This window comes from Auritidibacter ignavus (assembly GCF_003703835.1).
In the GTDB taxonomy this organism is placed as follows: Bacteria; Actinomycetota; Actinomycetes; order Actinomycetales; family Micrococcaceae; genus Auritidibacter; species Auritidibacter ignavus.
Map to the genome: position 1 here is coordinate 177673 of NZ_RDQR01000001.1, position 23821 is coordinate 201493.

The window sequence follows — 23821 nt, forward strand, 5'->3', positions numbered from 1 at the left end:
ATAGACGTGCCGCACGAAAGCGACTCCCCCGTTTATGATGTTGTTCTGATCGGGGGCGGGATTATGTCCGCCACGCTCGGAACTTTCCTCAAGGTTCTCGAGCCGAACTGGTCAGTTGCCCTGTACGAAAACCTCAATCAGGCCGGTCAGGAGTCTTCTGACCCCTGGAACAACGCCGGTACCGGTCATGCCGCACTGTGCGAACTGAACTACTCGCCACAGCAAGCTGACGGATCCGTAGACATCACCAAGGCCGTCAACATCAACGAGCAGTACCACGTCTCCGAACAGTTCTGGTCCTACCTGGTGCGTAACGGCACCCTGACCGACCCGCAGAGCTTTATTCACCGTCTGCCACACATGAGCTTCGTGTGGGGTGATGATCATGCGAACTATCTGAAGACCCGCTACGAGGCGATGAAGGCTCACCCACTGTTTTCCAACATCGAATACAGCGAGGATCCCGAGACCATCGGCTCCTGGGCTCCGTTGCTCACCGAGGGACGCATTGGTTCCCAACGACTGGCTGCCTCCCGCGTGGAGACCGGTACCGATGTGGACTTCGGGGCGCTCTCTCGCCAGCTGGTTTCTCAGCTCGACGATTACGTTGATATCCGCTTCGGCCACCAGGTCAAGTCTCTAACACGTGGCTCGGATGGTCGCTGGGAGGTATCGGTCAAGGACAAGATCGGCGACCGGGAATTCACTGCCCGGTCACGCTTCGTCTTCATTGGTGCCGGCGGTGGCGCCCTGCCGTTGCTACAGTCCTCCGGTATCCCTGAGGCCAAAGGCTTCGGCGGTTTCCCGATTTCCGGGAAGTTCCTGCGGTGCCATAACCAGCAGGTCATCTCCCAGCACAACGCCAAAGTCTACGGTCAGGCCCAGGTCGGTGCTCCTCCGATGTCGGTCCCGCACCTCGATACCCGTTTTGTCGACGGGCGCCGTTCGCTGATGTTTGGCCCCTACGCTGGGTTCTCCACCAACTTCCTGAAGACCGGCTCCTTATTGGATCTTCCGCTGTCGGTGCGTGGACACAATATTCTGCCGATGCTCAACGTGGCCAAGGACAACCTGGATCTGGTCAAGTATTTGGTCTCGGAGTTGACCACCTCCACGTCCAAGAAATTCGCATCCCTGGAGGACTTCTATCCGGCCGGTGACCAGCAGGACTGGGAGATGATCACCGCCGGTCAGCGTGTCCAGGTGATGAAAAAGGACGCCAAGAAAGGCGGCGTGCTGCAGTTCGGTACCGAACTGGTCACCTCCGAGGATGGCACCATTTCGGCCCTGCTGGGTGCTTCCCCGGGTGCTTCCACCGCGGCACCGATCATGCTCAACCTGCTGAATAAGTGCTTCCCGGCCCGGGCTGAGCAATGGCGTCCGACCTTGGAAGAAATCATCCCGTCCTTCGGCCAGAAGCTGGCCGATAATCCGGACCTGTACGAAGAAATTGTCGCCGAGAATGCTAAGACACTGAAACTGGCCTAAGCCAGGCCCCCAGTCATGGGGTTTACACCCCGGTGGTGTTTTGAACCAACTCGAGGTTGGAAACGCCCTGGGGTGTTTTTGTGACCCGGATACGGGTCGGAATTTGGTGTTTCATCGATTCCACGTGAGATACCAACCCGATGGTGCGACCATCATCGCCCAATCCGTTGAGGACCTCCATGACTTGCTCTAAGGTTTCGGAGTCCAGAGATCCAAACCCTTCATCAATGAACAACGTGTCCATCGTGATCCCGCCGGCCTCGGCTTGAACTGTGTCGGCCAACCCCAGCGCGAGAGCCAAGGAGGCCATGAAGCTTTCGCCACCGGACAGTGTCGCTGGGGCGCGGTAGGTGTCATTGAGGTGGTCGCGGACCTGAAGATCGAGCCCGGATTTCCCGCGGGATTGGCCAGCATCATCGTGTTCCAGGCTGTAGCGGCCCTGTGTCATCCGCTCCAAGCGTTCTGAAGCTGCCGCAGCGACTTTCTCCAAGCGCCCGGTCAGCACATAACTACCCAGTGACATCTTGTAGGAGTTCTCCCCCTGACCCCGCACCACCTTGAGCAGATCGTCAAGTTGCTGGTGCTTCTCTGCGACCTCGGCGGTTTGACTGGAGCGTTGGTGTAGCTCGGTGGTTTCAGCGGTGACCTGTTGGTGGGCGTGTTCGACGGTCCCGCGACGCGAATCGGCGGCCTGCCGGTTGCGAATGGTCTCCTCCAGTTGCTGCCGGTGGGCGCTCAACACTTGTTGACTCGGTAGCGGGTGTTCCTCCGGGTCGTTGTGGTGCTGGGCGAGTAAGTCCAGGCCATGGACGACGTGCTCATGCTCTGCCAACTCGGCTAATCGTGCCGACTCAGCGTCCCAGTCGGTCACTTGTTGTTCGGCTTCGGTCACCGAGCGATCCTCCATCACCGCTGCCGTGATGGCCTCCACGGAGCTGGCATCGATGGTCAGTCGGTGAGTCTTCACGTGTTCTTGAGCTTGTTTCAGCGCAAGGTCTCGGCTGGTGATGGCCTGATCTCGTCGTGCCACCGCGACACCAAGTTGGTCGAGGCGCTGGCTGATGGCGGCGACGAGTCGATGCGCTTGCTCGGTGTGGTCCTGTAGCTCACTCACCGAGGCATAGGAACCCAGCGCCTTGTGCAGTTGCTCCTGGAGCTTCTCCTGTCGTTCTCGTTGCGCTTCGAGGGTTGTCGCGGTTGCGGTTCGTTGTGCTTCCAGATCGGGAAGCATGGTGGTGATCTTCTCGATGGCCTGTTCGGCACGCTGTTGGTCCTGAACCAGCTGACGATAGCGTTGTACGTCCTTTCGGAGCTGCACCACGTGTTCCTTCGCCTCATCTCTGGTTTGGCTGGCTTCCTCGGGGGTCACACCTGAACTTGCTGCCAGCAACCTTTCGTGCTCGTCGCGAGCCGCCTGAAGCACCTTGTCCTGTTGCACGCGGGCTGTGTGCAGCTCGTCAGCACGCTGACGGGCTTGTTCCACGCGGTGTTGCGAAATCTCTTCGAGCCCCTGCCCCTGGGCGGGGGCCGGGTGCTCGATGGAACCGCAGACCGCACAGGGCTGTCCCTGAACCAGTTCTTCGGCCAACAGCTCGGCTGCAGCATCCAGGCGTGCCTGCACCAGCCGCTGATAGGTATCCACCGCCCGCTGTGCTTGATCTACCGCATCGTGATGCTTATGTTGCTCTTCGCTAAGTGTTTTCTTCGCGGTCTGCCTCGCTCGAGCGGCTGTTAGTGCTGTTTCGGTCTGCTGGTGGCGTTGTTCTGCGGCTTCCAATCGTTCCTCAGTGCCGTGTAATTCCTCCAGGTTTCCGGCCAGTTCCCTCAGTTGACCCGCCATCTCTTCGCGCTTGTTTTTGCGAACCTGAAGGGTCTCGTCGAGCTCCTCGAGCTCGCGCTCACCTCCGGTAATGCTGTCTGCCAGTTCCCTGATCTCACGTGCTTGCTGGTGTCGGTCCGAGAGCCGGTCTACCGCCCGGTCGGCTTGTCGCTGCACGTCATTCCATCCCTGCCTCAATGCCTGCAGGCCGGCATCCGACTCGCCGAGGTCATCCAGATGGTCTGCAAACTGTGCCACACCGAGCTCTGCCGCGCGCGCCCAGGTCTGGATCAGCGGATGATCTTGCCCAGCGGTGAAGGTCTCAGCGAGCGCCTTCGCTTGATCCTGAACCACCTGAGCGGTTCTGCAGACCGCTTGGACGGCACGCCACACCGGTTCGGCCACGCGATGAGCAGCCAGTTGCTGTGTGACAAGACTGATCTGCTCCCGCTGGTGCTCGTGTTGGTTGCGTCGCTGGTGATACGAGGTGGCTTGGTCCAAGCAGGTGAGATCACGGGTGATCGTCTCGACTCGCTGTCGAAGGGTGTTTTCTGTTGTAGAGAGTTCTTGTTGCCGGTGGTGGGCTGAGGCCACTAAACCCGCCATCGTCTCGGTCGCCCGTGTCGCCAGCGTCTCATCGTCCAATTCTTCAGCGCTTTCCGGAGCCTGGTTCTCAGCCCACCAAGCCTCCTGCGTCAAAGCCGAGATGGTAGTGATCACATCGTGACGCAACGATGTGATCCGATCGGTTTCAGACCCGAGGTGGTGCTCGAGTGCGTCGCGTTCGTCTTTGAGAGCGTCTTCCACTTGCTCGAACCGGGCAGTGTCGAACAGTTTGCGTAAGAGCGCCTGGCGTTCGCTCGAACTGGCGTGCAAAAACGCCGCAAATTCTCCCTGTGGGAGCAGGATCACGCGCATGAACTGCTCGGCGGTGAGCCCCAGCACCGCATTCATCAGCTGACCGGCTTCATCGGCTCGGGTGGTCACCTCACGCCAGGCGCCGTGCAACAGTTCTGACACACTGACAGTGGAGTTTTCTTTCACCACACCGTTCTTGGCCCGTTTCGAAGGGCGCTGATAACTCGGCGAGCGCGTGATAAGAAACCGCCGCTCAGCCACCGAGACGTCTAAGACCACTTCCGGCCGGGTGGAGGATCCGGCCAGGGTCGAGTGCAGTGAGTCGGTTTTCCGTTCGCCGGGTACGGTACCGTACAGCGCGAAGGTTAAGGTGGCTAGGATGGTGGATTTTCCCGACCCGGTGGGGCCATCCAGCAAAAACAATCCGGCCTGGTTGAGCCGGTCGAATTCGATCACCTCGCGCTGGGCAAAGGGACCGATGGCTTGAATTTCGAGGCGGTGGATTCTCATCGGAGATTAGCGTCCCTTCCCTCACGGCCTACCTGTTCCAAGGCTTGGCTGATCCAGTGTTTTTCTGCCTGGGAGGCTGGGCGACCCCGGACATGGTCGATAAAGTCGGTCACCACGTCCAGGTCGGTGGTGGCCGATGCCAACCGTTTGGCGTAGGTCAATTGCCGGGTCGGCGGGTTCCCGGAGGGGGCTAGTATGAAGTTCAACAGGTCCGGGAACCGTTGTTTCAGTCGCTGATAGGCCCGTGGCGGTCGTTGCTCATCGGTAACGGTGATTTGGCACCAGGCGTCTTCGGCCCAGGTGTGCTCGGGGTTGTCCAGCAGGTCGTCAATTTCACCGGTGAGCCGGGCCAGCTTCTTCCCGGCGCTGAGGTCAACGGGTTGAATATCGGTGACGCGGTTCTGCCCAGTGGTGATCACCCACGCTCCTTTGGTGTGATCCGCCTCGGAAAAGGAGTAGGCCACCGGGGAACCGCTATAGCGCACCGCGGGGGAGATCGTCTGTCGCCCGTGGAGGTGCCCGAGCGCAGCGTAGTCGAAGCCGTCGAAGATACTGGCCGGAACCTGGCCGAGGGTGCCCACAGTGGTTTCGTCATGATGGGCACCGATGTCGCGCTCAGAATCAGATCCGGTACCACCGGCGGCAAACAGGTGCGCCATCACCACGTGGGCGGCCTGATCGCGCCCGAGGTGCTGTTGGCTTTCTTGGGCCTGGCGGATGTCGTTGACGGCGGCCTGGATGACGGCGGTGTGCTGGGGTTCGACGCCCCAGTGCCCGGCGGAGGTCCCGGGGTCCAGATAGGGAATCCCCCAGATCGCCACGGTGCCACCGTCGGGATCCTCGAGCACCACCGGGTGGGTGATATCAGCAATTTGGGTGCGAAAGTGAACCCCGGAGGCCCGCATGAGCTCGCGGCCAAAGCCTAACCGAATGGAGGAATCGTGGTTGCCGGAGGTCAACACCAGTTCCGCTCCGGTCTCCCGTAGTGTGGCGAGGCCGGCATCCAGCGTGCGGACCGCATCGGCGGCCGGCAGGGCACGGTCATAGATATCACCTGAGACGACCACCGCCGCAATTCCGTGCTGAACCACAATCTCGGCCAGTTGCTCCAGAGCACGCTGTTGGACCGGTAACATGCCGGTGCCGTGAAAACTCCGACCAATGTGCCAGTCCGAGGTATGAAGAATTCGCATGAGCCCAGCCTATGGTGCATGTCTGGACAAGATAAACTTTCCGATGTGTGTGCTTTATCCTCCACTGACCCCGGCCCCGATCCACACATGCCTGATCACGGTGCGGTGACCGCAGCGGACAGGATCCGGGCGACGTTGCATTCCGGAGCTGTCGGGGATGCATTGGGGTACCGATGTAGCTGGGAACAGGGCACCAAGAGCTCATCGTCTCCGCTGGCGATCTCCGATGACACACAGATGAGCCTGTACGTCATGGACGGGCTATTGGAGGTCATGGAGTGGGCCGCTGAGGGATCGGCCGCCGACCCGCCCGCCACCGTCTGGCTGGCCATGTTGCGCTGGTACCGAAGCCAGCGCGGAGATTTTCCCGAAGACACTCCCCGACCACTGTTGCGCTGGATTGATGCAGACGATCAGCCATTGGGCCACGAACGGCACCCAGACCCGGTATGTTTATCCGGACTGGAACATACCCAGATGCGGTTGATCAACCGTGTGGCGAATCCGGACGCGGTGACCGCCACCGCGGTGTCCCGGGCCAGCGGGTATGCGATGTTGCCAGATATTGATCACCGTCTGCGGATCTCCTTGGTTCGCCAAAGCGTAGTACTCACCCACGGGTCCACGACAGCCTGGGTATCGGCTGCGGTCTTCGCCCTGATACTGACCGAGCTACTGGCGGGATCCGATCTTGACCGTGCGGTGCACCAAGCACTGAAGTACCTGCGACAAGAGAACTCCGTGGAGGAACAACTGAGCGCGGTGTTAGCACAGATCGGTCGCTACACCGAACAGCCCACGTTGAACCCAGGTCGCGATGCTGACCATCCCCAGCGTGTTCCCGCCGATCGTGTGCTCGCCTGCGCACTCGGGATGGTGGCAACCAATCCGTCGGGTTCGCTCGGCGTGCTGGCTGATCAGCTCTTCGACTGTCTCGGACAGGCGCCGCACGAGGATCTGTCCACCCTGGGGAGCATCGCCGGGCAACTACTCGGCGCCCGTGACGGGCACTTACCCCACCACCGCCGCAGCGATCTGGAATCGGCGCTCGCGGCCGATCAGGTTGCAGTCCTCGACGAGATGGCGACCCGCTGGTTGAAATTCACCGAACCACTCCCGGAAACGACAGGTTAGTGTCAAGCCCCTCTCGGGCCGGTCATCGCTCGAGGCGGGCACGACCGCTAGCTGGTGTGGGCCGGCCAGACGTAGTCCAGCATCTGGAGAAATTCGGGCTCGGTGACAATAGTGATCGACTGACCGGTCTCATTGCGGTGTAGCACCTCACGCATTTTCTTATGGGTACGAGCCGGGTGCCGGGAACGCGCCTGCAGGTCATGGGAGCGGAAGCCGTCGCCGACCACCAGCATGGTGGTCGACCCGTTGACGCGGCTAGCAGTGTGGGCCCCGTAGGTGGCCGCTCGGTTCTTGGCCTCCTGACGCGAGATCCCCAGATTCCCGGTGAAGACCACGTGTTGGTCGAAAAGCGGGTGATGCGGATCGGCGGCTGTATTGGGTTCGGGATTATCGCCCTCATCGGGCCAGTGCAACAGGTCCGGCATCTCATCAGCAGCGGTGATGACCCGGGAATCAAAGACCGACCCCATCCGCTGGGCGTGCCGGGTGGCCCGAGACAGCGGCTCGCCGGGCTGTTTAGCCGTCAGCTGGCGCAGTCCGACCCCGGCGCGTTCCATCAGGTCCGCGACGCTGTCGGCCTGTAGCCGACGGGCACAATCGATCACGATCGCAGCGCAGGCTTCGGCATCATCCAAGGCGTGGTGGTGGACGGTGAGATCGAAACCGGCTTCGGCCGAGGCCGAGGGTAAGGCATGGGAGGCCAGCTGGTAAACCTTCCGCGACAGCATCAGCGTGCATCCGTAGGTGATGGCCGGCACCGGTCTCAAGGAGACTTCCATGCCGGACTCGATGACTCCCAGATCAAATCCGGCGTTGTGGGCGAACACCGTATCGGTGCCGATGAACTCCATCAGCCCCTCCATGGCATCACCGAACCGCGGGGCATGGGCCACATCCTGGGTGGTGAGCTGGTGAATGCGGGTGTTGCGCGGATCGAACCGGTCATAGCCTTCCGGTGGCCGCAATAGTTGGTAGTTGCGGGCCACCACCTTCCCGTGGCGAACCCGCACCATCCCGATGGAGCAGGCTGAGCCCCGAAAACCGTTGGCCGTTTCGAAGTCGATGGCGGTGAAGTCGATCATGATTGGCTCAGCACCCGCAGGATATGGGGTAGCAAGGCCTCGAAAGCCCGGCCTCGGTGAGAGATCGCGTTTTTCTCCTCAGGGGAGAGTTCCGCGGCGGTGCACTGATAACCGTCCGGGATAAAAATTGGGTCGTAGCCGAATCCGCCGCGCCCCGTAGCATTGGTGGCCAGCTGGCCCTGCATGACGCCGTGTGCAACGTGGGTTTGTCCGGCCGGGGTGGCCAGTGAGGCCACGCACCGAAAGTGCGCGCCACGGTGCTCGGCCGGAATATCGCAGAGCTGAGCCAGCAAGAGATTCAGGTTGGCGGTGTCATCCCCGTGGGTTCCTGACCAACGGGCCGAAAAAATGCCGGGAGCACCGTTGAGCACGTCCACGCATAACCCGGAGTCATCAGCGATAGCAACCAGTCCGGTGGCCTGGGCGATCTCACGAGCCTTTTTCAGCGAGTTCTCGGCGAAGGTGACCCCATCTTCCACCACGTCTGGGGCGCCGGCGGTGGTAGCATCAATAATCTGGGTTTCGACATCGAGGTCCAGCTCTGGGTGCGTGCTCAGCCCAGTGGCGATCAGCTGACGCAGTTCAGTGAGCTTCCCGAGATTATGAGAGGCCAACACGAGCACCGGATCACGGTTCGATCGCGCAGCTGTGGATGCGGAGGTGGCGCTCACTGGACTCCGGCCTCCTGCAGTGCCTGGCGCTGGATTTCTGCCAGCTCGGTGGTTCCGGCTACCGCCAGGTCCAGTAGCGTGTTCAGCTCGTCCCGGTTGAACGGCTGGTTTTCGGCGGTCCCTTGGATTTCCACGAAGTCACCGGATCCGGTGACCACCACGTTCATGTCGGTATCGGCCCGGGAGTCTTCCGGGTAGGGCAAATCCAACATGGCGACCCCGTCGACCACGCCAACCGAGATGGCGGAGATGGAATCTGTCAGCGGATTGTGTGCTGCGGGGATTAGTCCCTGGGATTTGCCCCAGGACACCGCTTGGGCCAGGGCCACATAGGCGCCGGTAATCGAGGCGGTACGGGTGCCACCATCGGCCTGCAACACATCACAGTCCAGTACGATGGTGTTCTCGCCCAGCACCTTCCGGTCGATGATGGCCCGCAGGCTCCGACCAATAAGTCGCGAGATTTCGTGGGTTCGGCCCCCTATCTTGCCTTTGACCGATTCGCGAGTGGAGCGCTGACTGGTGGCGCGCGGTAACATCGCGTACTCGGCGGTGACCCAGCCGGTGCCCTGGCCTTTCAGCCACGTCGGGACACCTTCGGTCAGCGAGGCGTTACACAACACGACGGTTTCACCGCACCGAATCAGCGCCGAGCCTTCGGCTTGGGTGGACCATCCGGTCTCAATGGTGATCGGGCGCAGTTGATCAACGCGACGACCATCGGCTCGCTGCTGAGTGCTCACAGCAACATCACGTCCTTTTCTTGCCTTATTTGGCCTTATTCGGGCCCCGCGCAGGGGGCTGTCTGTGTTCACGTCGGTCTCAGACGGTGTAGGTCACTCCCGAGACCGCCACCGCTAAGGGCCCGGCAAAGCTACGACGGGCTTCTTCGGCGACAGTCAGCGGATCGTTCCACACCGGCAGGTGGGTGAGCAATAGCCGGGACACGTCAGCGCGATGGGCCATCTCGCCCGCGCGCTGACCGGTCAGGTGCACCCCCTCAATCCCGTCATCACGACCTTCTTGAAAGGCTGCCTCGCACAGGAAAATATCGGCGTGATCGGCTGCTTCCACCAGCTCATCACAGGTGTCGGTATCGCCGGAATAGGTCAGCGCCGACCGCACGGTGTCGCCGCCAATGTGCTCTTCGGCCTCAATGCGAATGGCGTAGGCCTCATCAATCGGGTGACGCACCGGATAGGGGGTGATCGTCATCGGTCCCAGCTTCACCGGGACCCGACTCTGCCAGTGCTGAAAATCAAATTCTTCGTGCATCCCCGGGTCCAGGTCGAGCCCGTAGGCGATAGCCATCCGATCAGCAGTGGCAGCCGGCCCCCAGACGGGAACCCGTCCGGCCCGCCAGCCGGAGGGATCCCACCGGATCGCCACATGCATGCCACATAAGTCCATGCAGTGGTCCGGATGCAGATGCGAGAGACAAATCGCGTCCACCTCGTCCAACGAGATGTAGCGTTGCAAGGCACCTAAGGCGCCGTTGCCCAGATCCAGCAGGATGCGATATTTCTTCGGGTTGCCCTGTTCGTCGACACCTTGGGCCGAGACCAGGTAGCACGATGCTGGAGACCCGGGTCCCGGAAACGAACCGGACGACCCGATAATGGTCAACTTCATGAATAGTGCTCCTGCGCGGTCGTGGTGCTCGCCGAGGCAACCTGCTGGCGATTGTCTTCCTGACTACCATAACCCCGGACCCCGGTCGACACAGAGTCGGTGCCATCACGACCGAGAGATCTACCCCACGTTCACTACCGGGTCTGGCCAGTTCCGAACCCGAACAGTCGGGCGCCTGCTAGGCCCGTTCAGGCCCGCAGGTGCTCCGCCACCGCCTGGTCGATCACCCGCAACGTTCCGGTGGGATACTCTTCGGCCACGGTTCTGATTTCCTGCACCGAGGAGACCTCAGGACCTAAGAATCTCCTGGCCAGACGCTGAAACTGCTCCGGGTTGCCGGTGGCCATAAATCGGTATTTCTCTCGCTGACTACCAGGAACCCCGTCGGGACGAAGGGTCGGCGCTGAGTCAGTGGCACCGGCTGGATTTTCCAGCTGATATTCCACCAGCGCACGGTAGACGCTTTGGGCCGTGGCCTCCGAGGACGTAACCAAACTCACATCAGCTCCCATCACGTAGGAGATCACACCGGTGAGCAACGGGTAGTGGGTGCACCCCAGCACCAGCGTGTCAACACCTGCGGTCTTCAGCGGCGCTAAGTATCGCTCGGCCACCGAAATGAGCCGTTCCCCGGTGGTGATACCGGCCTCCACAAAGTGAACAAATTCCGGGGCGGCCACGGAGGTGATCTCCAATTGCGGAGCAGCGGCGAACATATCGTGATAGGCCCCGGAACTGATCGTGGCCTCAGTACCGATGACCCCAACGCGCCCGTTACGGGTGGTAGCCACCGCCCGGCGCACGGCCGGTTGAATCACTTCCACCACCGGGATGCCGTACCCGGCGGTGTATCGCTCGCGGGCATCACGTAGCACCGCCGAGGAGGCCGAATTGCAGGCGATCACCAGCAGTTTCACCCCGGCATCTACCAGCTCGTCCATGATCGCCAAGGCCAGCTGACGCACCTGGGCAATCGGGCGTGGACCATAGGGTGAGTGAGCGGTATCGCCGACGTAGACAATGTTCTCATCGGGCAACTGATCGATGACGGAGCGGGCCACGGTCAGCCCGCCGACCCCGGAGTCGAAGATTCCAATCGGAGCCTGGGGTTGGGGTTCAGGGTGGGTACTCATCCGCGTTCTCCGTGCATTAGGGCCACCATCAGCGTGTCAAGCAGCCACGAACTAAAGTTGTACAGCAAAGCCATGTAGGACTCCACCGATTCGGCCCGATCCAATGAATTCACCCCAGCAATCTTACGAGCATCGTCTTCGGTGGTGATTTCTAAGCGCTTCGCTAGCACTAAGCGGACCTGATTCAACGCACGAGCAAAGGCCTGCGCGGTGGGCGTATCCAGCACGAGGTGCCGGGGCTGTAGCGCGGCCCAGGCGAGCTGTAAGTCCTGAATCTTGTCGGCCCGAATGGCGTCCTCGGCCAAATCGCGGAACTCTTGAGAACCCGATTGCGCATCGTCGCCACTACGTCCCGGCGGGAGCAGGGCCGCCACGGCCGGGTCGGATCGATCCGGAAGCGGCTCCAGCCCGGAGGATTGCCCGACCAAATCCCAAAACGTGGCGTCAATGTCCTGGCTTAACTCGCCGGTAGATGCAGTGTCGGCGGGGCCCTGCTGTGTGGATTCGTCGGGTTGCTCGGATTGTTCGGGTTGCTCGGAGTCTTCCGGCCGGTTCAGCACCGAGTCCCGGGTTTCCGCACCCTCGGGCAGGGCTCCACCCAAGAGTTGAATGACATCGGCAAACAGCGAGCGCAATAAGCGGCGTTCTTCAGCTTCTAGGTGCGCGGTATATCCGCGAATCCCCGATTTAAAGGCACGTGCCATACGTGGCAGACATCTCCTGTGGTCTCGTGATGTGGCCCAGCTGTGTGGCCTACTGATGTGGCTCGTAGGTCGCCCACAGCCCAAAACCGTGCATGGCCTGAACGTGCCGTTCTGCTTCTTCTTTTGTCCCGTTGGCTACCACGGCTTTGCCTTCTTGGTGGACCTGGAGCATCAGTGAGTGTGCTTGAGCCTGGGAGTACCCGAAATAGGTCCGAAACACGTAGGCGACATAGCTCATCAAATTCACCGGGTCATTCCAGACAATCACTTTCCAGGGGCTGGCAGGTTGCTGAGAGCTCTCGGTGAGTATATCGCTGCGGGTGTCCTCATCGGGTACCGCCGTGGCATGCACCACTGGAGAAGAGAACGACAACTGTAGTCTGGCCATGAGTTCAGTCTAAAACACAACGAGAGTTGGTTCAGATCGTGCCACCGTGGAGGCTTGTCTGAGCTACCCCGATGCCGTGCGTGCAGTGGCGCGCTGCAGCGACGCTGATGTTCTCACCGCTGGGGTCTTGGCATCCCGGTCAGACAGAGTAGTGTTGTTTAAGTGAGTATTCTCGATCACTCAGAGACCAATCGCGGGTTTTGGCCGTCCTCGTTATTCACCGACCACTACGAGCTGACCATGCTCGATACGGCGATGGCCTCCGGTGCCGCACATCGACCCAGCATTTTCGAGCTCTTTGCACGACGTTTGCCCGAGGGACGACGTTACGGTGTGGTGGCCGGAACCGGCCGATTCTTAGAAGGCCTGAAGCACTTTCGTTTCACGGACGCCGAGCTTGGTTTTCTCTCCGACCACCGGGTCGTTACCGATCAAACCCTAGCGTGGCTGGCCGATTTCACGTTTTCGGGCACCATTTACGGTTATCCCGAAGGCGAAGTGTATTTCCCGCACTCCCCCATCTTGCAGGTTGAGGCCACCTTCGCCGAGGCTTGCCTGCTGGAAACCTACGCCCTGTCTATTTTGAACTACGATTCCGCCGTGGCCTCGGCGGCCTCGCGAATGGTGCGGGCTGCCGGGGGGCGCCCCTGTATTGAAATGGGGTCCCGGCGTACCCACGAGGAATCTGCTGTGGCCGCCGCTCGGGCTGCCTATGTGGCTGGATTCGGTTCCACCTCGAACCTGGAAGCCGGTGCCCGCTACGGTATTCCGACCGGAGGCACCGCGGCACACTCGTTGACCTTGCTACACGACACCGAGCGCGAGGCCTTCCAGGCTCAGGTCGACACGCTCGGTCCGGACACCACCTTGTTGGTGGATACCTACGATATTGCGCAAGGAGTCCGCACCGCCGTGGAGGTGGCCGGTCCCGGATTAGGCAAGGTCCGGATTGACTCCGGTGATCTGATTGAGCAGGCCCACTCGGTGCGCGAATTGCTCGATGAGCTGGGCAATACCGACACCGGAATCATGGTCACCTCGGATCTGGACGAATACGCCATTGCCGGATTGCGCTCGGCTCCGGTGAGTGCTTATGGGGTGGGCACCAAACTGGTCACCGGCTCCGGGGCACCCACCGCCTCCATGGTTTATAAGCTCACTGCCCGGGCTGCCGACGATGGATCGTGGCATAATGTGGCTAAAGCCTCCCAGGGGAAGAAATCGGTGGGTGGCCGGAAATATGCGGCCCGCCAGCTAACTCCTAGCGGAGTGGCCACCGCTGAGTTGCTCAGCGTGGATGAACCTATCACATCCGATCAGACCCATCGAGATCTGGTCGTCAAGCTCGTTGATCACGGCGAGATTGACGAACGCTATATCGGTCAAGCCGGTGTGCAGCGGGCTGTCGCCCGGCACCGTAAGTCCCTGGCTGAACTCCCCCGGACGGCCTTCCGTTTACAAGCCGGAGACCCAGTCATTCCGTCACTATTCCAGGAGATTGACTTCCCCCGGGACAGATAGGATATGCTAGCTCAGCATCGTCACAACGCACCTCTCGATCCAAAGGAACATAAGACCATGCGTGCATTGGTGATCGTGGACGTCCAGAAAGACTTCTGCGAGGGCGGTACATTAGCCGTCGAAGGTGGTAATGCCACCGCAACCAAGATTTCAGAATTCCTGGAGAAAGCTCATTCACAATACGATGCCGTCGTCGCCACCCGCGACTGGCACGTGGAACCGGGCCCACATTTCGCCCAGAACAACGACGAGGAACCCAACTTCAGTGACACCTGGCCGGTTCACTGTGTGGCCGGAACCGAAGGTGCTGAACTCAGCGACTACCTCGACACCGACCATATCCAGGCCGAGTTCCTCAAGGGCCGTTACGACGACGGCTACTCCGCGTTTGAGGGGCTGTTGGGCCAGCCCGATGAAGTTCGGTCGGACGCTCCCACCGGTAACGCCGGCCCCTATGGCGCCACCGCCGCAGCAGCCAGCGCCGTGGAAGATGGTGCACCGGATCTCAATGCGTGGCTGGCCGAACGCGATATTGAAACCGTGCACATCGTCGGCATTGCCACCGACCACTGCGTGCTAGCCACGGCCCTGGACGCCGTCGATGCCGGCTACGATGTCAAGGTTTTGGCAGATTTGTGCGCCGGTGTTGATCCGGCGGAGTCCGAAGACGCTCTCTCGGAAATGGAAGATGCCGGATGCCACGTCGGTCGGTGCCGGGCCATTCTGGCTCACTAAAGCCGGTACCGAGGCCAGCCTGAATGCTGGCACCAGCTTGCGATAAACCTCTCGTCAGCCACCGAGCCCACTGATCCCGGGACGGTGGATGCCGGGAGGTTTATTTCTTGCCCACAAACCATTTTTGCAAGGTATTAATGCGGGTTTGTAATTGTTCTCGGGAGGCCTGGGCCACCGCAGGGCCTCCGGAGATCTCTCGCAACCGGTTATGGATCACCCCGTGTGGAGTACCACTGCGGGCAGCCCAGGCAGACACCATCGAGGAGAGCTTTTTCCGGAGTTCTTTCATCTGTCGGTGGTCAACCACCGCTGGATCCTGGGAGGATGTCGTGGACTTGGCGGGCCGGTTTTTCAGGTGATTGGCCTGGTGCTGTTTGAGCAGGATTGAGACTTGTTCGGCATCGAGCAGACCTGGGATGCCGAGGAAATCGAGTTCTTCGGCAGATCCCACGGCTGCTCCCGCACCAAATTCGCCTCCATCGAACAGGACCTTGTCAAAAGCAGCGTCGGATTCCAAGGCACGGAAGGTGCCTTCGGTCAGACGTGACGAGGCCGACTCCTGTCGGTTCGCTTCCTTCAGTTCTCGTTCTTCGGCGGCCTCCTCAAGATTCTCCACTTCCACGGCGCCGGTGACTTGAAGGGCGTGGTCACGTTCTGTTTCCAGCTCATTGGCCAATGCCATCAGCTTCGGCACCGAAGGCAAAAACACCGAGGCGGTCTCACCGCGCTTACGTGAGCGCACGAAACGTCCCACCGCCTGAGCGAAAAACATCGGCGTGGACGTGGAGGTGGCATACACCCCCACACACAGTCGCGGCACATCCACCCCCTCGGACACCATGCGCACAGCCACCATCCAGCGCTGATCGGAGGTCGCGAAGCTCTCGATCTTCTCCGAGGCCGTCGGGTCATCGGAGAGAACCGTGGTCACCGGTTCGCCACACACCGCCTGAAGTTGGGCTGCATAGGCCCGGGCGTCCTCATGGTCGGTGGCAATAACCAGTCCTCCGGCGTCGGGCACGTTGCGACGAACTTCGCTGAGACGACGATCGGCGGCTTTGAGCACCGAGGGGATCCACTGTCCCTCGGGGTTCAGTGCGGTGCGCCATGCCGATTGAGTCATGTCCTTCGTGGCAGCTTCACCCAGCTGGGCTTCCATCACTTCGCCGGTTGATGTTTGCCAGCGCATCTGCCCGGAATAGGCCATGAAAATCACGGGACGCACCACATGGTCTTTCAGCGCTGGCCCGTACCCGTAGGTGTAATCAGCCTGCGACCGCAGCACTCCATCCCCCTGATCGGCGTAGCGCACGAAGGGAATCTGGGCGTCATCGGAACGGAAAGGAGTACCGGTCAGTGACAGTCTGCGCGTGGCGGGTTCGAACGCCTCTTTGATGCTGTCGCCCCAACTGAGTGCGTCACCGCCGTGGTGGACCTCATCGAGAATGACCAGCGTGCGGGCTGCTTCGGTGCGGTTACGGTGCAAAACCGGTTTTTGGGCCACCTGAGCGTAGGTCAGGGCCACACCCATATATTCTCTTCCGTGATGCCCATCGGAATTCTTGAAGTTCGGGTCAATGGCCAACCCGATACGAGCCGCAGAATCGGCCCACTGCTTCTTCAAGTGTTCGGTCGGTGCCACCACCGTCATCCGGGAGATCACCCCGGATTCTTTCAACATTTTGGCCACGCGCAACGCGAAAGTGGTTTTGCCCGCACCCGGAGTAGCCACGGTGAGAAAGTCTTTGTGCGGGGCCGAGAAATACTGTTCTAGCGCCTCTTGCTGCCACTGGCGCAGTTTCGAGGCGGTGCCCCATGCAGCGCGTTTCGGCAGAGCAGGGGGGAGATCTTCTCCAATCTGGAATAACGCATCAGGTTGCTCACTCACTGATTGGCTCCTCCCCGGCCTGTATGTCCCCTACGGTTGTGTCTGCTGTGTTCGTGCTGTGTCATCTCACCGGTGGCTAGACCAGCAACCCGGCCGGCACCACGACAAAAGCTACCCGAAGACACAGCGTGCTCGGGTAGCTTTGACGGTCCGGTTCTGTCGGAGTTTATTTCTTGCCGCGCCCGAATCCGAAGAATCCGCGGCCACCGCGGCCCTGACCGGACTCAGCATCCCCGGACTCCATACCTTCCCAGATTTCCAGGCAAGACGGGCACATCGGGAACCGCTCTGGATCCCGTGAGGGGACCCAGACCTTGCCGCACAATGCGACCACCGGGGTGCCGTTGATCATGGCATCGGCAAGCTTATCTTTCGGCACGAAGTGTTTAAAACGTTCGTGGTCCCCGGGTTCGGTCGCTTGGCGCTGTTCTTCGCGTTCCAACACACCCGTTGACCCACCGCTAAGATCCTGCTCGGGATCCACGGAAGAGTTCAGCACGGATATCGTCTCAAAAGTCATGCCTCTATTCTAACCCTCATCACGCCCACGGGTCGCGTTCCGAGGATCCGCTCATGGCCTCGACCGGTATCTAGCCAGCTCGGTCTAGAACAAGGCCATTGCCAATTTCTTCCGAGATTCTCCCACGCGCGGGTCGTGATCGCCGACGATCTGATACAACTCGACCAGGTGTGCCCGGGCCGTCTCCCGGTCGTCACCAAAGTGGGAGGCAATAAATTTCACCAGACGGGTGAAGGCGTCCTCGACGTGACCTCCCAGCAGATCCAGATCGGCCACATCGATCTGGGCCTGGACGGCATCGGGATTCTCGGCTGCTGCGGTGCGGACCTGTTGGGCATCCATTGACTCGGTGCGTTGCAACAATTCGACGCGGGCCACCCCGGCTTTGGCGTGCTCGTCCCGGGGGTTTTGTTCCAAGACCCGCTGATAGGCCGCGATTGCACCGTGATAATCGCCGGCGGCAACAGCATCTTCGGCCTCTTGCAAATGCGGTGGCAGGTGTCCTTCAGCGTCGGCTTCGGCTGCCACCAGTGGAGGAACTGAGCCCGACAGACCGTTTTGGACTGCTACCGCGTTCAATTCATCCAACAGAGCCTTCATCTGCTCAGCAGGGGCCGGAGCATTGAGTAGCGGCATCGCTTGCCCACCCAGAATGGCCAATACCATCGGAGCTTGGGCACCACCGAAGGCCTGCAAAATTTCGGGGTGCGTGTCGACGTTGACACGACCGGCGGCAATGCGTCCGGCGCGCGCATCGATTTCTGGAACCAGAGCCTGGTCAATCTGTGCCGAAACCTCATCGGTGGCCGAACGAGCCAGGTGAATGATGACCGGAACCTGATTGGTATGCTCCAACAATTGTTGCAGACCCTGCTGATCCATATCGGTCAGCACCCAGCTGGCCTCCGATCCACCATCCGCTCCCCCAGCGGGCGAACCGGGGCTCTGTTGCTGTAGTTGCGTCAGATCAACGGCTCCGCGCGATTGGGCGGGGGTGGCACCGGTGGATTCGGTCATCTGCAGGAACTCCTGTCGTCGGGGATTATTGCCCGTGGACACCCTGGGGCCACGAGACTCGATCACGTTCTGGGCTCAGTCTACTCACTGCTGGTTTCTGACAGCGATGAGGAATACCCCACGAGCTGAATTTCACCCTCAGCCGGAATCAGCAGTGCCAGCTGTTCGCGGTACTTGAGTCGTACCTCGGTACTGTAGGTCCCCGCAGCGTCTTCCTCCGCTGTGGCTTCCTCGCCCTCGTCGGTGGCTGCTTCCTCGTCAGCGTTGTCAGAGTCGTCCAGCCCGGCAGCTACCTTGCCCACATTCACGGTGCCACCCTCTTCGGGAGTAAATGTCGTGGTCGACGAGCCCGCCCCCATCACCAACACCGAACCATCACTGAGTTTCAGTGCGGTCATCGACTCGTTATACAGGCTCCGCGTGTGAGAGACCTCAGTATTATTCTCCGACTGGGCGTCAACCTCTTGGCTTTGCAACTCATGAATTGCTTCGGTGTAGGCGTTATCGGCGACCCTGTCGGCTGCATCAGCCTCAGGGTCATCGAGATAGGCCACCACATCGGTCAAGGCATCCTTGGGTGAGGCCACCGCACCGGCGTCCTCATCCTCGGCTAATTCGGTCACGTCGGTATCGGTCAGGTCACCGGCCGGAATCTCCACACCGTCCAAGACCGGGGTATTCGCCACCAGCTGGTATTGTTCTCGGGCCGAGGGTTGAGTCAACGTCAATAATTGCGGGTATTGCGAGTCCTCATCGCTTTGCCCAGGCTCTGCGCCGGTGAGCACCATCATGGTGCGCGGGAACTGCTCCTCGGGTTCCATCCAGGCCCGTTGTATTGAGTCCTCCGAAATCGGAACAGGCGAGGAAACCTCTTCATCAATACCTCGGTTGCGATAAATTTCAGAGCGCATGGTGCGAGCTTGGGCCTGCACTCGGTGACCGAGATCCTCGACGTTTTCGGAGGCGTCACCTTTTTCGACCGCAGAATTGATCCGTCCCAGGATGGTCTCGAGCTGATCCGGGAAGACCACCGGAACCACGGCGTCCTCGGGCACCGCGGAGGCATCCTCATCAATCTGTGACTCCACCGGAGCATTATCGGGTTCCTCGGTGTTTTCTGCCTGTGCGGTGAGCACCGAGGTGGTTGCCAGGATCATGCTGGTGATCACCAGCACAGCACTCACTCGGCCCAGGGTCGAGATCGATCCGGACCCTGATTCACCCGCAGCTGGCACCTGCGCCTGCTCACGAGCCGGGGCACGGCCAGCAGCACGGCGTCCCGAAGGCTTTTTCTTCGCCTTGGACCGGAAACTCACCAGCGCCCAAATCAACAAGATCAGCCCGATCAGCACCAGTACTACGCCGATCACCATCAGCGGAGTGACCCACGGCGATTCGGTCTCATCCGTCGCCCAGGTGACCGATAGCTCGGTGGGAGCAGGGGTGGTGCCATCGGTAGCAACTAACAGGGCCCAATCGCCTTCTTCCGGGGCGGCCCAGCGCTGAGTGACTTCACCCTCCACGGTCTGGGTAGCCATCCACAGATCAGAATTGACCGGATTGGGAACCTCAGATTCCCCCTCCACGGTTTCAACAGTCACCACCGGGTCGTCGCCGGAGTCGTCGATACCGGTGATCTCGGTGTGAGCAGCATCGCCAACCCAGGCGTCAATATCCCGGCGCTGCCCCAGCATTAAGGTGAACTCGCCCTCACCGGTGAGCGTATATTCCGCCGTCTGATCGTCCTCCACCTCAATACCGGGGGTAATGATTGTCAGCGGCGCTTCCGAGTCGGAGGCCTCGACGCTGGCGGTTCTTTCCTCTGGGGGGGACCAGACGGTCTGCAACCCAACGGATACCACCATCGAGGCGATTCCGAGCACCAGAGACAAAATACCGAAAAAAACTTTCACCTTGATCTCTTCCAGATCTCTGAACGGTCACGACAGTTCCACTTAGTTTAGCGTGGATCCATCCCTAGCGAACGCACCTGCTTACCCAACACGTCGGCATCGGACACCGGTAAGGTACTGTGCACAGCCGTTGCCGTAGCGTACCGTATGAACCGTGAATCCCGAAGAGTCCGCCTCATCCTCCCAGCGCCCCGGGCTGCTCGGCCGCCTGAAATCCGGCGTTCGATCCGTGCGCGATCGATTGCCGTCACGGCCACCCCGACCACGATTTACGGTGGATGATCCTCCCGCTACATCGCAACCGGAGTCAGGCTCTACTCCCACCGAGACCGAGACCGAGACCGAGGCCTTACCCACCTATAGCGCCCGTCCCATCCAGACCGGTTTCATGGTGACCATCGGGGTCGGCATCGCCTTAGCGCTGTACTGGGTCCTGTCCAATAACTGGCAACTGGTGGTGTGGATTCTGGCCGCATTGTTCATCACCCTGGGCCTGGACCCGGTGGTGCGCAAGATCGTCCACTGGGGCGCACCCCGCTCGGTGGGTGTGTTGATCGCGGTGGTGTTACTTTTGGCGGTCTTTGCCCTGCTGATGTGGATTCTGATCCCCACCGTGGTCACCCAAACTGCTGATTTCATCCAGCAGATCCCTCAGCTGGTCACCGACTTCTTAGAATCGGACATCTTCCAACGATTGGATGACCAATTTGATCTGAGGAGTACCGCGTTCACCGAACTGAATCGTTTTGTCAGTAACACCGATAATGTCACTCGACTCGCCGGTGGCCTCTTCGGGGTCGGTACCGCGATCATCAACACGGGTTTCTCGGTGCTGATTGTGATCGTTCTCACGCTGTATTTTTTGGTTTCCCTGCCCTCGATTAAGTTCTGGGCCCACCGCTTGGTCCCCTACAGCCGGCGTCGTCGTACCGAGGAACTATCGGAAAAAATCACCCGGTCCGTCGGCAATTACGTGATCGGTCAAACGGTTGTGGCCACCTTGAACGGTATTGTCGCCTTCACCGCGGTGAGCATTGCCGGGCTTCCCTTTTCGGCCTTGTTGGCCACCTTCGCCGGGTTCATGGCGTTCATCCCTCTGGTCGGGGCGGTGATCGGTGGCACCGTGATTACTCTGCTGGCGTTGCTGACCGGCTGGCAATCAGCTTTGATCTTCGCCATCATCTACTTCATCTATCTACAGGTCGAGGCCTACCTGGTCTCACCGAGAGTGATGCGACGGGCGGTTTCCATCCCGTCCTCGGTTGCGGTGATTGCCGTGATCGCCGGAGGCTCATTGCTGGGCGTGCTGGGCGCGCTGATGGCCATTCCGATTGCCGCAGCGATCATGACGCTGATCAAAGAGGTGCTCATCCCTCGGCAAGATGCGCACTAAAGTCCGAGATCCTGGCGACGATTTGTCCAACACGCTCGGTGCCAGTGCCGACGGTATTCCCCGGCCTGTTCATCGCCCATAATCCAATCCGCCCGCCAGGCCACCACGTGGGCTTGACCGGTCGGAATCCGGCGGAGACATCCCGGGCAGGTATAAGTCTTCACGGCCCGCCACGACGGAATCTCGCGCACATGCCAGTCCCCGCTGGCACTGTGTTCCAGCCGATAATTGGGGTCCAGCCCTTTCATTCCCCACTCTGGGCGATGCCCGTGTTGCTTGGTACGCTTGACACCCCGGCCAGACTTGTGGCGCTGAGACTGGCGCGGGCGGTTTCTGCGGGGCACGATGCCCATTGTGTCATATTCACCCGTGCGCGCCCAGCGCCGCCCGCTCTGCCGACTCGTGCAGGTGGTGGCCCCGCGGTACACTGGCCTGCGTGCGCTTAGTAATTGCCGAATGCTCCGTGATCTACCAGGGTCGGCTCCGTGCCTATCTGCCCCGGGCTAAACGTGTGCTGATGCTCAAAGCCGACGGTTCCGTCCTCGTCCATTCTGACGGGGGAAGCTATAAACCGCTCAATTGGATGTCTCCCCCAGCAACACTCCGCCCGACCCCGGTCAACAACACGCAACGAGAAGAAGGCATCCAACAGATCTGGACGGTGCAGTCAACTAAGTCCGACGACCGGCTCCTGATCCACCTCTACGAGGTCCTCGATGAGCACACCTACGAATTAGGCCACGACCCGGGCTTGGAAAAAGACGGGGTCGAGGCCGATTTGCAACGCCTGCTGGCCGAACAGATCGACACCTTAGGCCCGGGACACACACTGGTCCGGCGCGAGTATATGACAGCCATTGGACCGATCGATATTGTCGCGAAATCCCCCCACGGAACCACCGTGGCCGTGGAGCTGAAACGCCGGGGAGATATAGACGGTGTGGAACAACTTACCCGGTATGTGGAGCTACTCAACCGTGACCCACTCTTGGCCCCGGTCGAAGGCGTCTTTGCTGCCCAACTGATCAAACCGCAGGCTCGGGTGCTGGCCGAAGACCGTGGCTTCCGCTGTGTCACTCTCGACTACGACGCAATGCGAGGCGTCGACGATGCCGAATCCCGCCTTTTCTAACGCCACCTCTCAGCACGAATCAGCTCGGCACGGAGTGGCTGACGGCCATATTCACGGCTTTGCGGGCGTGGATTTTGCGACCTCTCCGCTCGAGCGCGTTCTGGACTGCATCCAACACCTGAACGACCGCGGAACCCGGCATATCATCGCAACATTACCCACCATGGCCCCGCAGGCACTGCTCCGCCGGGTAGTCCAGCTCTCCCCCCTGGTTGACCGTCAACAGCTAGCCGGTCTTCATCTCGAAGGACCTTTTCTCAGCCCTGCAGCAGCCGGAGCGCATCCGTCGGCGTTGCTATTGACCGGTGACCAGCCCGAGGCCCGCGAACTGCTGAATCAGCTCGAGGTGATTCAGCAGCGTGCTCACCGGCCGGTGACCGTCATGACAATTGCTCCCGAGCTTCCCGGCGCCCAAGAAGTGATCGACCGTCTGCTGGCCATGGGAATTTCGCCGAGTCTTGGGCACACGGCCTGTTCGGAGCGGGAGTTTGTGACCGCTTGTGAGCGGATCACAGACAAGCTGCACGCACCGGTGCGTATCACGCACCTGTTCAACGCGATGCCGAGGTTCCACCATCGCGACCCCGGTCTTCTGCCGGCTATCTATCGGCTCGCGACCGGCGGGGAGGCCATCGTGGAACTCATCGCCGATACCCATCACGTTCATCCGCGCGCCGTGCAATGGTGCTTTGAACTGTTTGCTGATGCCATCACATTGGTTTCAGATGCCTCAGCGGCAACCTTTCCCGCTGGTGGTCACACCCTCGCGGAAACAACGGGCTATCATATGGGGCCGATTATGCTTTCCCGCGATCCCCACCGCAATCTTGCGACCGTCGCCGGGCGCAACACGTTGGCCTCGGGAGCCTGCGATGTTCCCGAACAGCTTCAACGCCTCAGACGGGCCGGAGGGATTCCGGACGCAGAGCTGACCGCTGCCGCGTGTCGGCTCTAAAGCGTGCCCAACGCCGGCCACAGGCTCGGGACGGACAAGGTATGTTTAGAAATACCTGCGACGCTGGACGCGCTCGGGGGCCTCACGCCAGTGACCGATTCCAACAGCTGGCCCGGATTCGTGCCAGGTCGTCAG

At 60.7% G+C, this 23821-nt stretch carries 21 protein-coding genes; 7 read left to right on the forward strand and 14 right to left on the reverse strand.

Annotation, left to right across the window (positions count from 1 at the left end; genetic code table 11):
- Window positions 1-6: 6 nt before the first annotated feature.
- Entirely contained in the window at window positions 7-1488 is a 1482-nt protein-coding gene (locus DYI20_RS00795) for a malate:quinone oxidoreductase (protein WP_110100304.1), read from the forward strand.
- 22 nt (window positions 1489-1510) lie between these two features.
- On the opposite strand, the gene DYI20_RS00800 is transcribed toward DYI20_RS00795, so the two are convergent.
- Window positions 1511-4675 (reverse strand): AAA family ATPase, encoded by a 3165-nt coding sequence (locus DYI20_RS00800; RefSeq protein WP_122548691.1) that lies wholly within the window; start codon window positions 4673-4675, stop codon window positions 1511-1513.
- Window positions 4672-5868 carry an exonuclease SbcCD subunit D gene (locus DYI20_RS00805; protein ID WP_110100302.1) on the reverse strand — a complete coding sequence of 399 codons (1197 nt, stop codon included), beginning with the start codon at window positions 5866-5868 and terminating at the stop codon, window positions 4672-4674. Before DYI20_RS00805 ends, DYI20_RS00800 begins: the two co-directional genes overlap by 4 nt.
- 18 nt (window positions 5869-5886) lie before the next feature.
- Between DYI20_RS00805 and DYI20_RS00810 the strand changes: the two genes are divergently transcribed.
- Entirely contained in the window at window positions 5887-7002 is a 1116-nt protein-coding gene (locus tag DYI20_RS00810; RefSeq protein WP_158524696.1) for an ADP-ribosylglycohydrolase family protein, read from the forward strand.
- Between the two features lie 47 nt (window positions 7003-7049).
- Here the strand turns inward: DYI20_RS00810 and DYI20_RS00815 are convergent, their stop codons facing one another.
- From DYI20_RS00815 to clpS, 7 genes are all read right to left on the reverse strand, one after another.
- A complete protein-coding gene (locus tag DYI20_RS00815) occupies window positions 7050-8084 on the reverse strand; it encodes a 3'-5' exonuclease (RefSeq protein ID WP_110100301.1) in 1035 nt (344 codons plus the stop codon).
- On the reverse strand, window positions 8081-8755 hold the full coding sequence (rdgB, locus tag DYI20_RS00820) for an RdgB/HAM1 family non-canonical purine NTP pyrophosphatase (RefSeq protein ID WP_110100300.1): 675 nt from the start codon (window positions 8753-8755) through the stop codon (window positions 8081-8083). Before rdgB ends, DYI20_RS00815 begins: the two co-directional genes overlap by 4 nt.
- Window positions 8752-9498 carry a ribonuclease PH gene (gene rph, locus DYI20_RS00825; RefSeq protein ID WP_110100299.1) on the reverse strand — a complete coding sequence of 249 codons (747 nt, stop codon included), beginning with the start codon at window positions 9496-9498 and terminating at the stop codon, window positions 8752-8754. Before rph ends, rdgB begins: the two co-directional genes overlap by 4 nt.
- Before the next feature lie 79 nt (window positions 9499-9577).
- Window positions 9578-10387, reverse strand: a complete 810-nt coding sequence (locus tag DYI20_RS00830; protein ID WP_110099760.1) for an MBL fold metallo-hydrolase — start codon at window positions 10385-10387, stop codon at window positions 9578-9580.
- Window positions 10388-10575: 188 nt separating this feature from the next.
- Window positions 10576-11520, reverse strand: a complete 945-nt coding sequence (gene murI, locus DYI20_RS00835) for a glutamate racemase (RefSeq protein ID WP_110100298.1) — start codon at window positions 11518-11520, stop codon at window positions 10576-10578.
- The gene (locus DYI20_RS00840) at window positions 11517-12224 is read right to left on the reverse strand and encodes a DUF2017 family protein (RefSeq protein ID WP_110100297.1); all 708 of its coding nucleotides are present in this window, start codon (window positions 12222-12224) and stop codon (window positions 11517-11519) included. The genes murI and DYI20_RS00840 overlap by 4 nt, the downstream gene beginning before the upstream one ends.
- A 49-nt stretch (window positions 12225-12273) precedes the next feature.
- On the reverse strand, window positions 12274-12612 hold the full coding sequence (clpS, locus tag DYI20_RS00845) for an ATP-dependent Clp protease adapter ClpS (protein ID WP_110099763.1): 339 nt from the start codon (window positions 12610-12612) through the stop codon (window positions 12274-12276).
- Between the two features lie 240 nt (window positions 12613-12852).
- On the opposite strand from clpS, the gene DYI20_RS00850 reads away from it, so the two are divergent.
- Entirely contained in the window at window positions 12853-14133 is a 1281-nt protein-coding gene (locus tag DYI20_RS00850; RefSeq protein WP_110100406.1) for a nicotinate phosphoribosyltransferase, read from the forward strand.
- Window positions 14134-14190: 57 nt separating this feature from the next.
- A complete protein-coding gene (locus DYI20_RS00855) occupies window positions 14191-14868 on the forward strand; it encodes an isochorismatase family protein (protein ID WP_110100296.1) in 678 nt (225 codons plus the stop codon).
- Window positions 14869-14968: 100 nt separating this feature from the next.
- Here DYI20_RS00855 and DYI20_RS00860 read toward each other — a convergent pair whose 3' ends face one another.
- From DYI20_RS00860 to DYI20_RS00875, 4 genes are all read right to left on the reverse strand, one after another.
- Window positions 14969-16756, reverse strand: coding sequence for a DEAD/DEAH box helicase (locus tag DYI20_RS00860; protein WP_110098678.1), 1788 nt, complete (start codon window positions 16754-16756; stop codon window positions 14969-14971).
- A 166-nt stretch (window positions 16757-16922) separates the two neighbouring features.
- Window positions 16923-17276, reverse strand: a complete 354-nt coding sequence (locus DYI20_RS00865; protein ID WP_110098677.1) for a DUF3039 domain-containing protein — start codon at window positions 17274-17276, stop codon at window positions 16923-16925.
- 84 nt (window positions 17277-17360) lie between these two features.
- Window positions 17361-18293 carry a co-chaperone YbbN gene (locus DYI20_RS00870; RefSeq protein WP_110100295.1) on the reverse strand — a complete coding sequence of 311 codons (933 nt, stop codon included), beginning with the start codon at window positions 18291-18293 and terminating at the stop codon, window positions 17361-17363.
- An 80-nt stretch (window positions 18294-18373) separates the two neighbouring features.
- The gene (locus tag DYI20_RS00875) at window positions 18374-20206 is read right to left on the reverse strand and encodes a hypothetical protein (protein ID WP_110100294.1); all 1833 of its coding nucleotides are present in this window, start codon (window positions 20204-20206) and stop codon (window positions 18374-18376) included.
- A 274-nt stretch (window positions 20207-20480) separates the two neighbouring features.
- On the opposite strand from DYI20_RS00875, the gene DYI20_RS00880 reads away from it, so the two are divergent.
- Window positions 20481-21599, forward strand: coding sequence for an AI-2E family transporter (locus tag DYI20_RS00880; protein WP_244924636.1), 1119 nt, complete (start codon window positions 20481-20483; stop codon window positions 21597-21599).
- On the opposite strand, the gene DYI20_RS00885 is transcribed toward DYI20_RS00880, so the two are convergent.
- Entirely contained in the window at window positions 21596-21943 is a 348-nt protein-coding gene (locus tag DYI20_RS00885; RefSeq protein WP_110100405.1) for an Rv1322 family protein, read from the reverse strand. The genes DYI20_RS00880 and DYI20_RS00885 overlap by 4 nt on opposite strands.
- Before the next feature lie 92 nt (window positions 21944-22035).
- On the opposite strand from DYI20_RS00885, the gene nucS reads away from it, so the two are divergent.
- Together nucS and DYI20_RS00895 are read left to right on the forward strand one after the other, a co-directional pair.
- Window positions 22036-22731 (forward strand): endonuclease NucS, encoded by a 696-nt coding sequence (gene nucS / locus DYI20_RS00890; RefSeq protein WP_122548692.1) that lies wholly within the window; start codon window positions 22036-22038, stop codon window positions 22729-22731.
- Window positions 22709-23686: a hypothetical protein gene (locus DYI20_RS00895; protein WP_110100292.1), complete on the forward strand. Its 978-nt coding sequence runs from the start codon at window positions 22709-22711 to the stop codon at window positions 23684-23686. Before nucS ends, DYI20_RS00895 begins: the two co-directional genes overlap by 23 nt.
- The last annotated feature ends 135 nt before the right edge of the window (window positions 23687-23821 follow it).

Excerpts from the sequence above, each read along its gene's own strand:
- DYI20_RS00855 (WP_110100296.1), top strand. The coding sequence starts at position 14,191 with ATGCGTGCATTGGTGATCGTGGACGTCCAGAAAGACTTCTGCGAGGGC.
- DYI20_RS00870 (WP_110100295.1), bottom strand. The coding sequence starts at position 18,293 with ATGACCGAATCCACCGGTGCCACCCCCGCCCAATCGCGCGGAGCCGTT.
- DYI20_RS00800 (WP_122548691.1), bottom strand. The coding sequence starts at position 4,675 with ATGAGAATCCACCGCCTCGAAATTCAAGCCATCGGTCCCTTTGCCCAG.
- DYI20_RS00895 (WP_110100292.1), top strand. The coding sequence starts at position 22,709 with ATGCCGAATCCCGCCTTTTCTAACGCCACCTCTCAGCACGAATCAGCT.
- DYI20_RS00810 (WP_158524696.1), top strand. The coding sequence starts at position 5,887 with ATGTCTGGACAAGATAAACTTTCCGATGTGTGTGCTTTATCCTCCACT.
- DYI20_RS00850 (WP_110100406.1), top strand. The coding sequence starts at position 12,853 with ATGCTCGATACGGCGATGGCCTCCGGTGCCGCACATCGACCCAGCATT.
- murI (WP_110100298.1), bottom strand. The coding sequence starts at position 11,520 with ATGAGTACCCACCCTGAACCCCAACCCCAGGCTCCGATTGGAATCTTC.
- clpS (WP_110099763.1), bottom strand. The coding sequence starts at position 12,612 with ATGGCCAGACTACAGTTGTCGTTCTCTTCTCCAGTGGTGCATGCCACG.
- DYI20_RS00840 (WP_110100297.1), bottom strand. The coding sequence starts at position 12,224 with ATGGCACGTGCCTTTAAATCGGGGATTCGCGGATATACCGCGCACCTA.
- DYI20_RS00815 (WP_110100301.1), bottom strand. The coding sequence starts at position 8,084 with ATGATCGACTTCACCGCCATCGACTTCGAAACGGCCAACGGTTTTCGG.
- DYI20_RS00805 (WP_110100302.1), bottom strand. The coding sequence starts at position 5,868 with ATGCGAATTCTTCATACCTCGGACTGGCACATTGGTCGGAGTTTTCAC.
- DYI20_RS00865 (WP_110098677.1), bottom strand. The coding sequence starts at position 17,276 with ATGACTTTTGAGACGATATCCGTGCTGAACTCTTCCGTGGATCCCGAG.
- DYI20_RS00830 (WP_110099760.1), bottom strand. The coding sequence starts at position 10,387 with ATGAAGTTGACCATTATCGGGTCGTCCGGTTCGTTTCCGGGACCCGGG.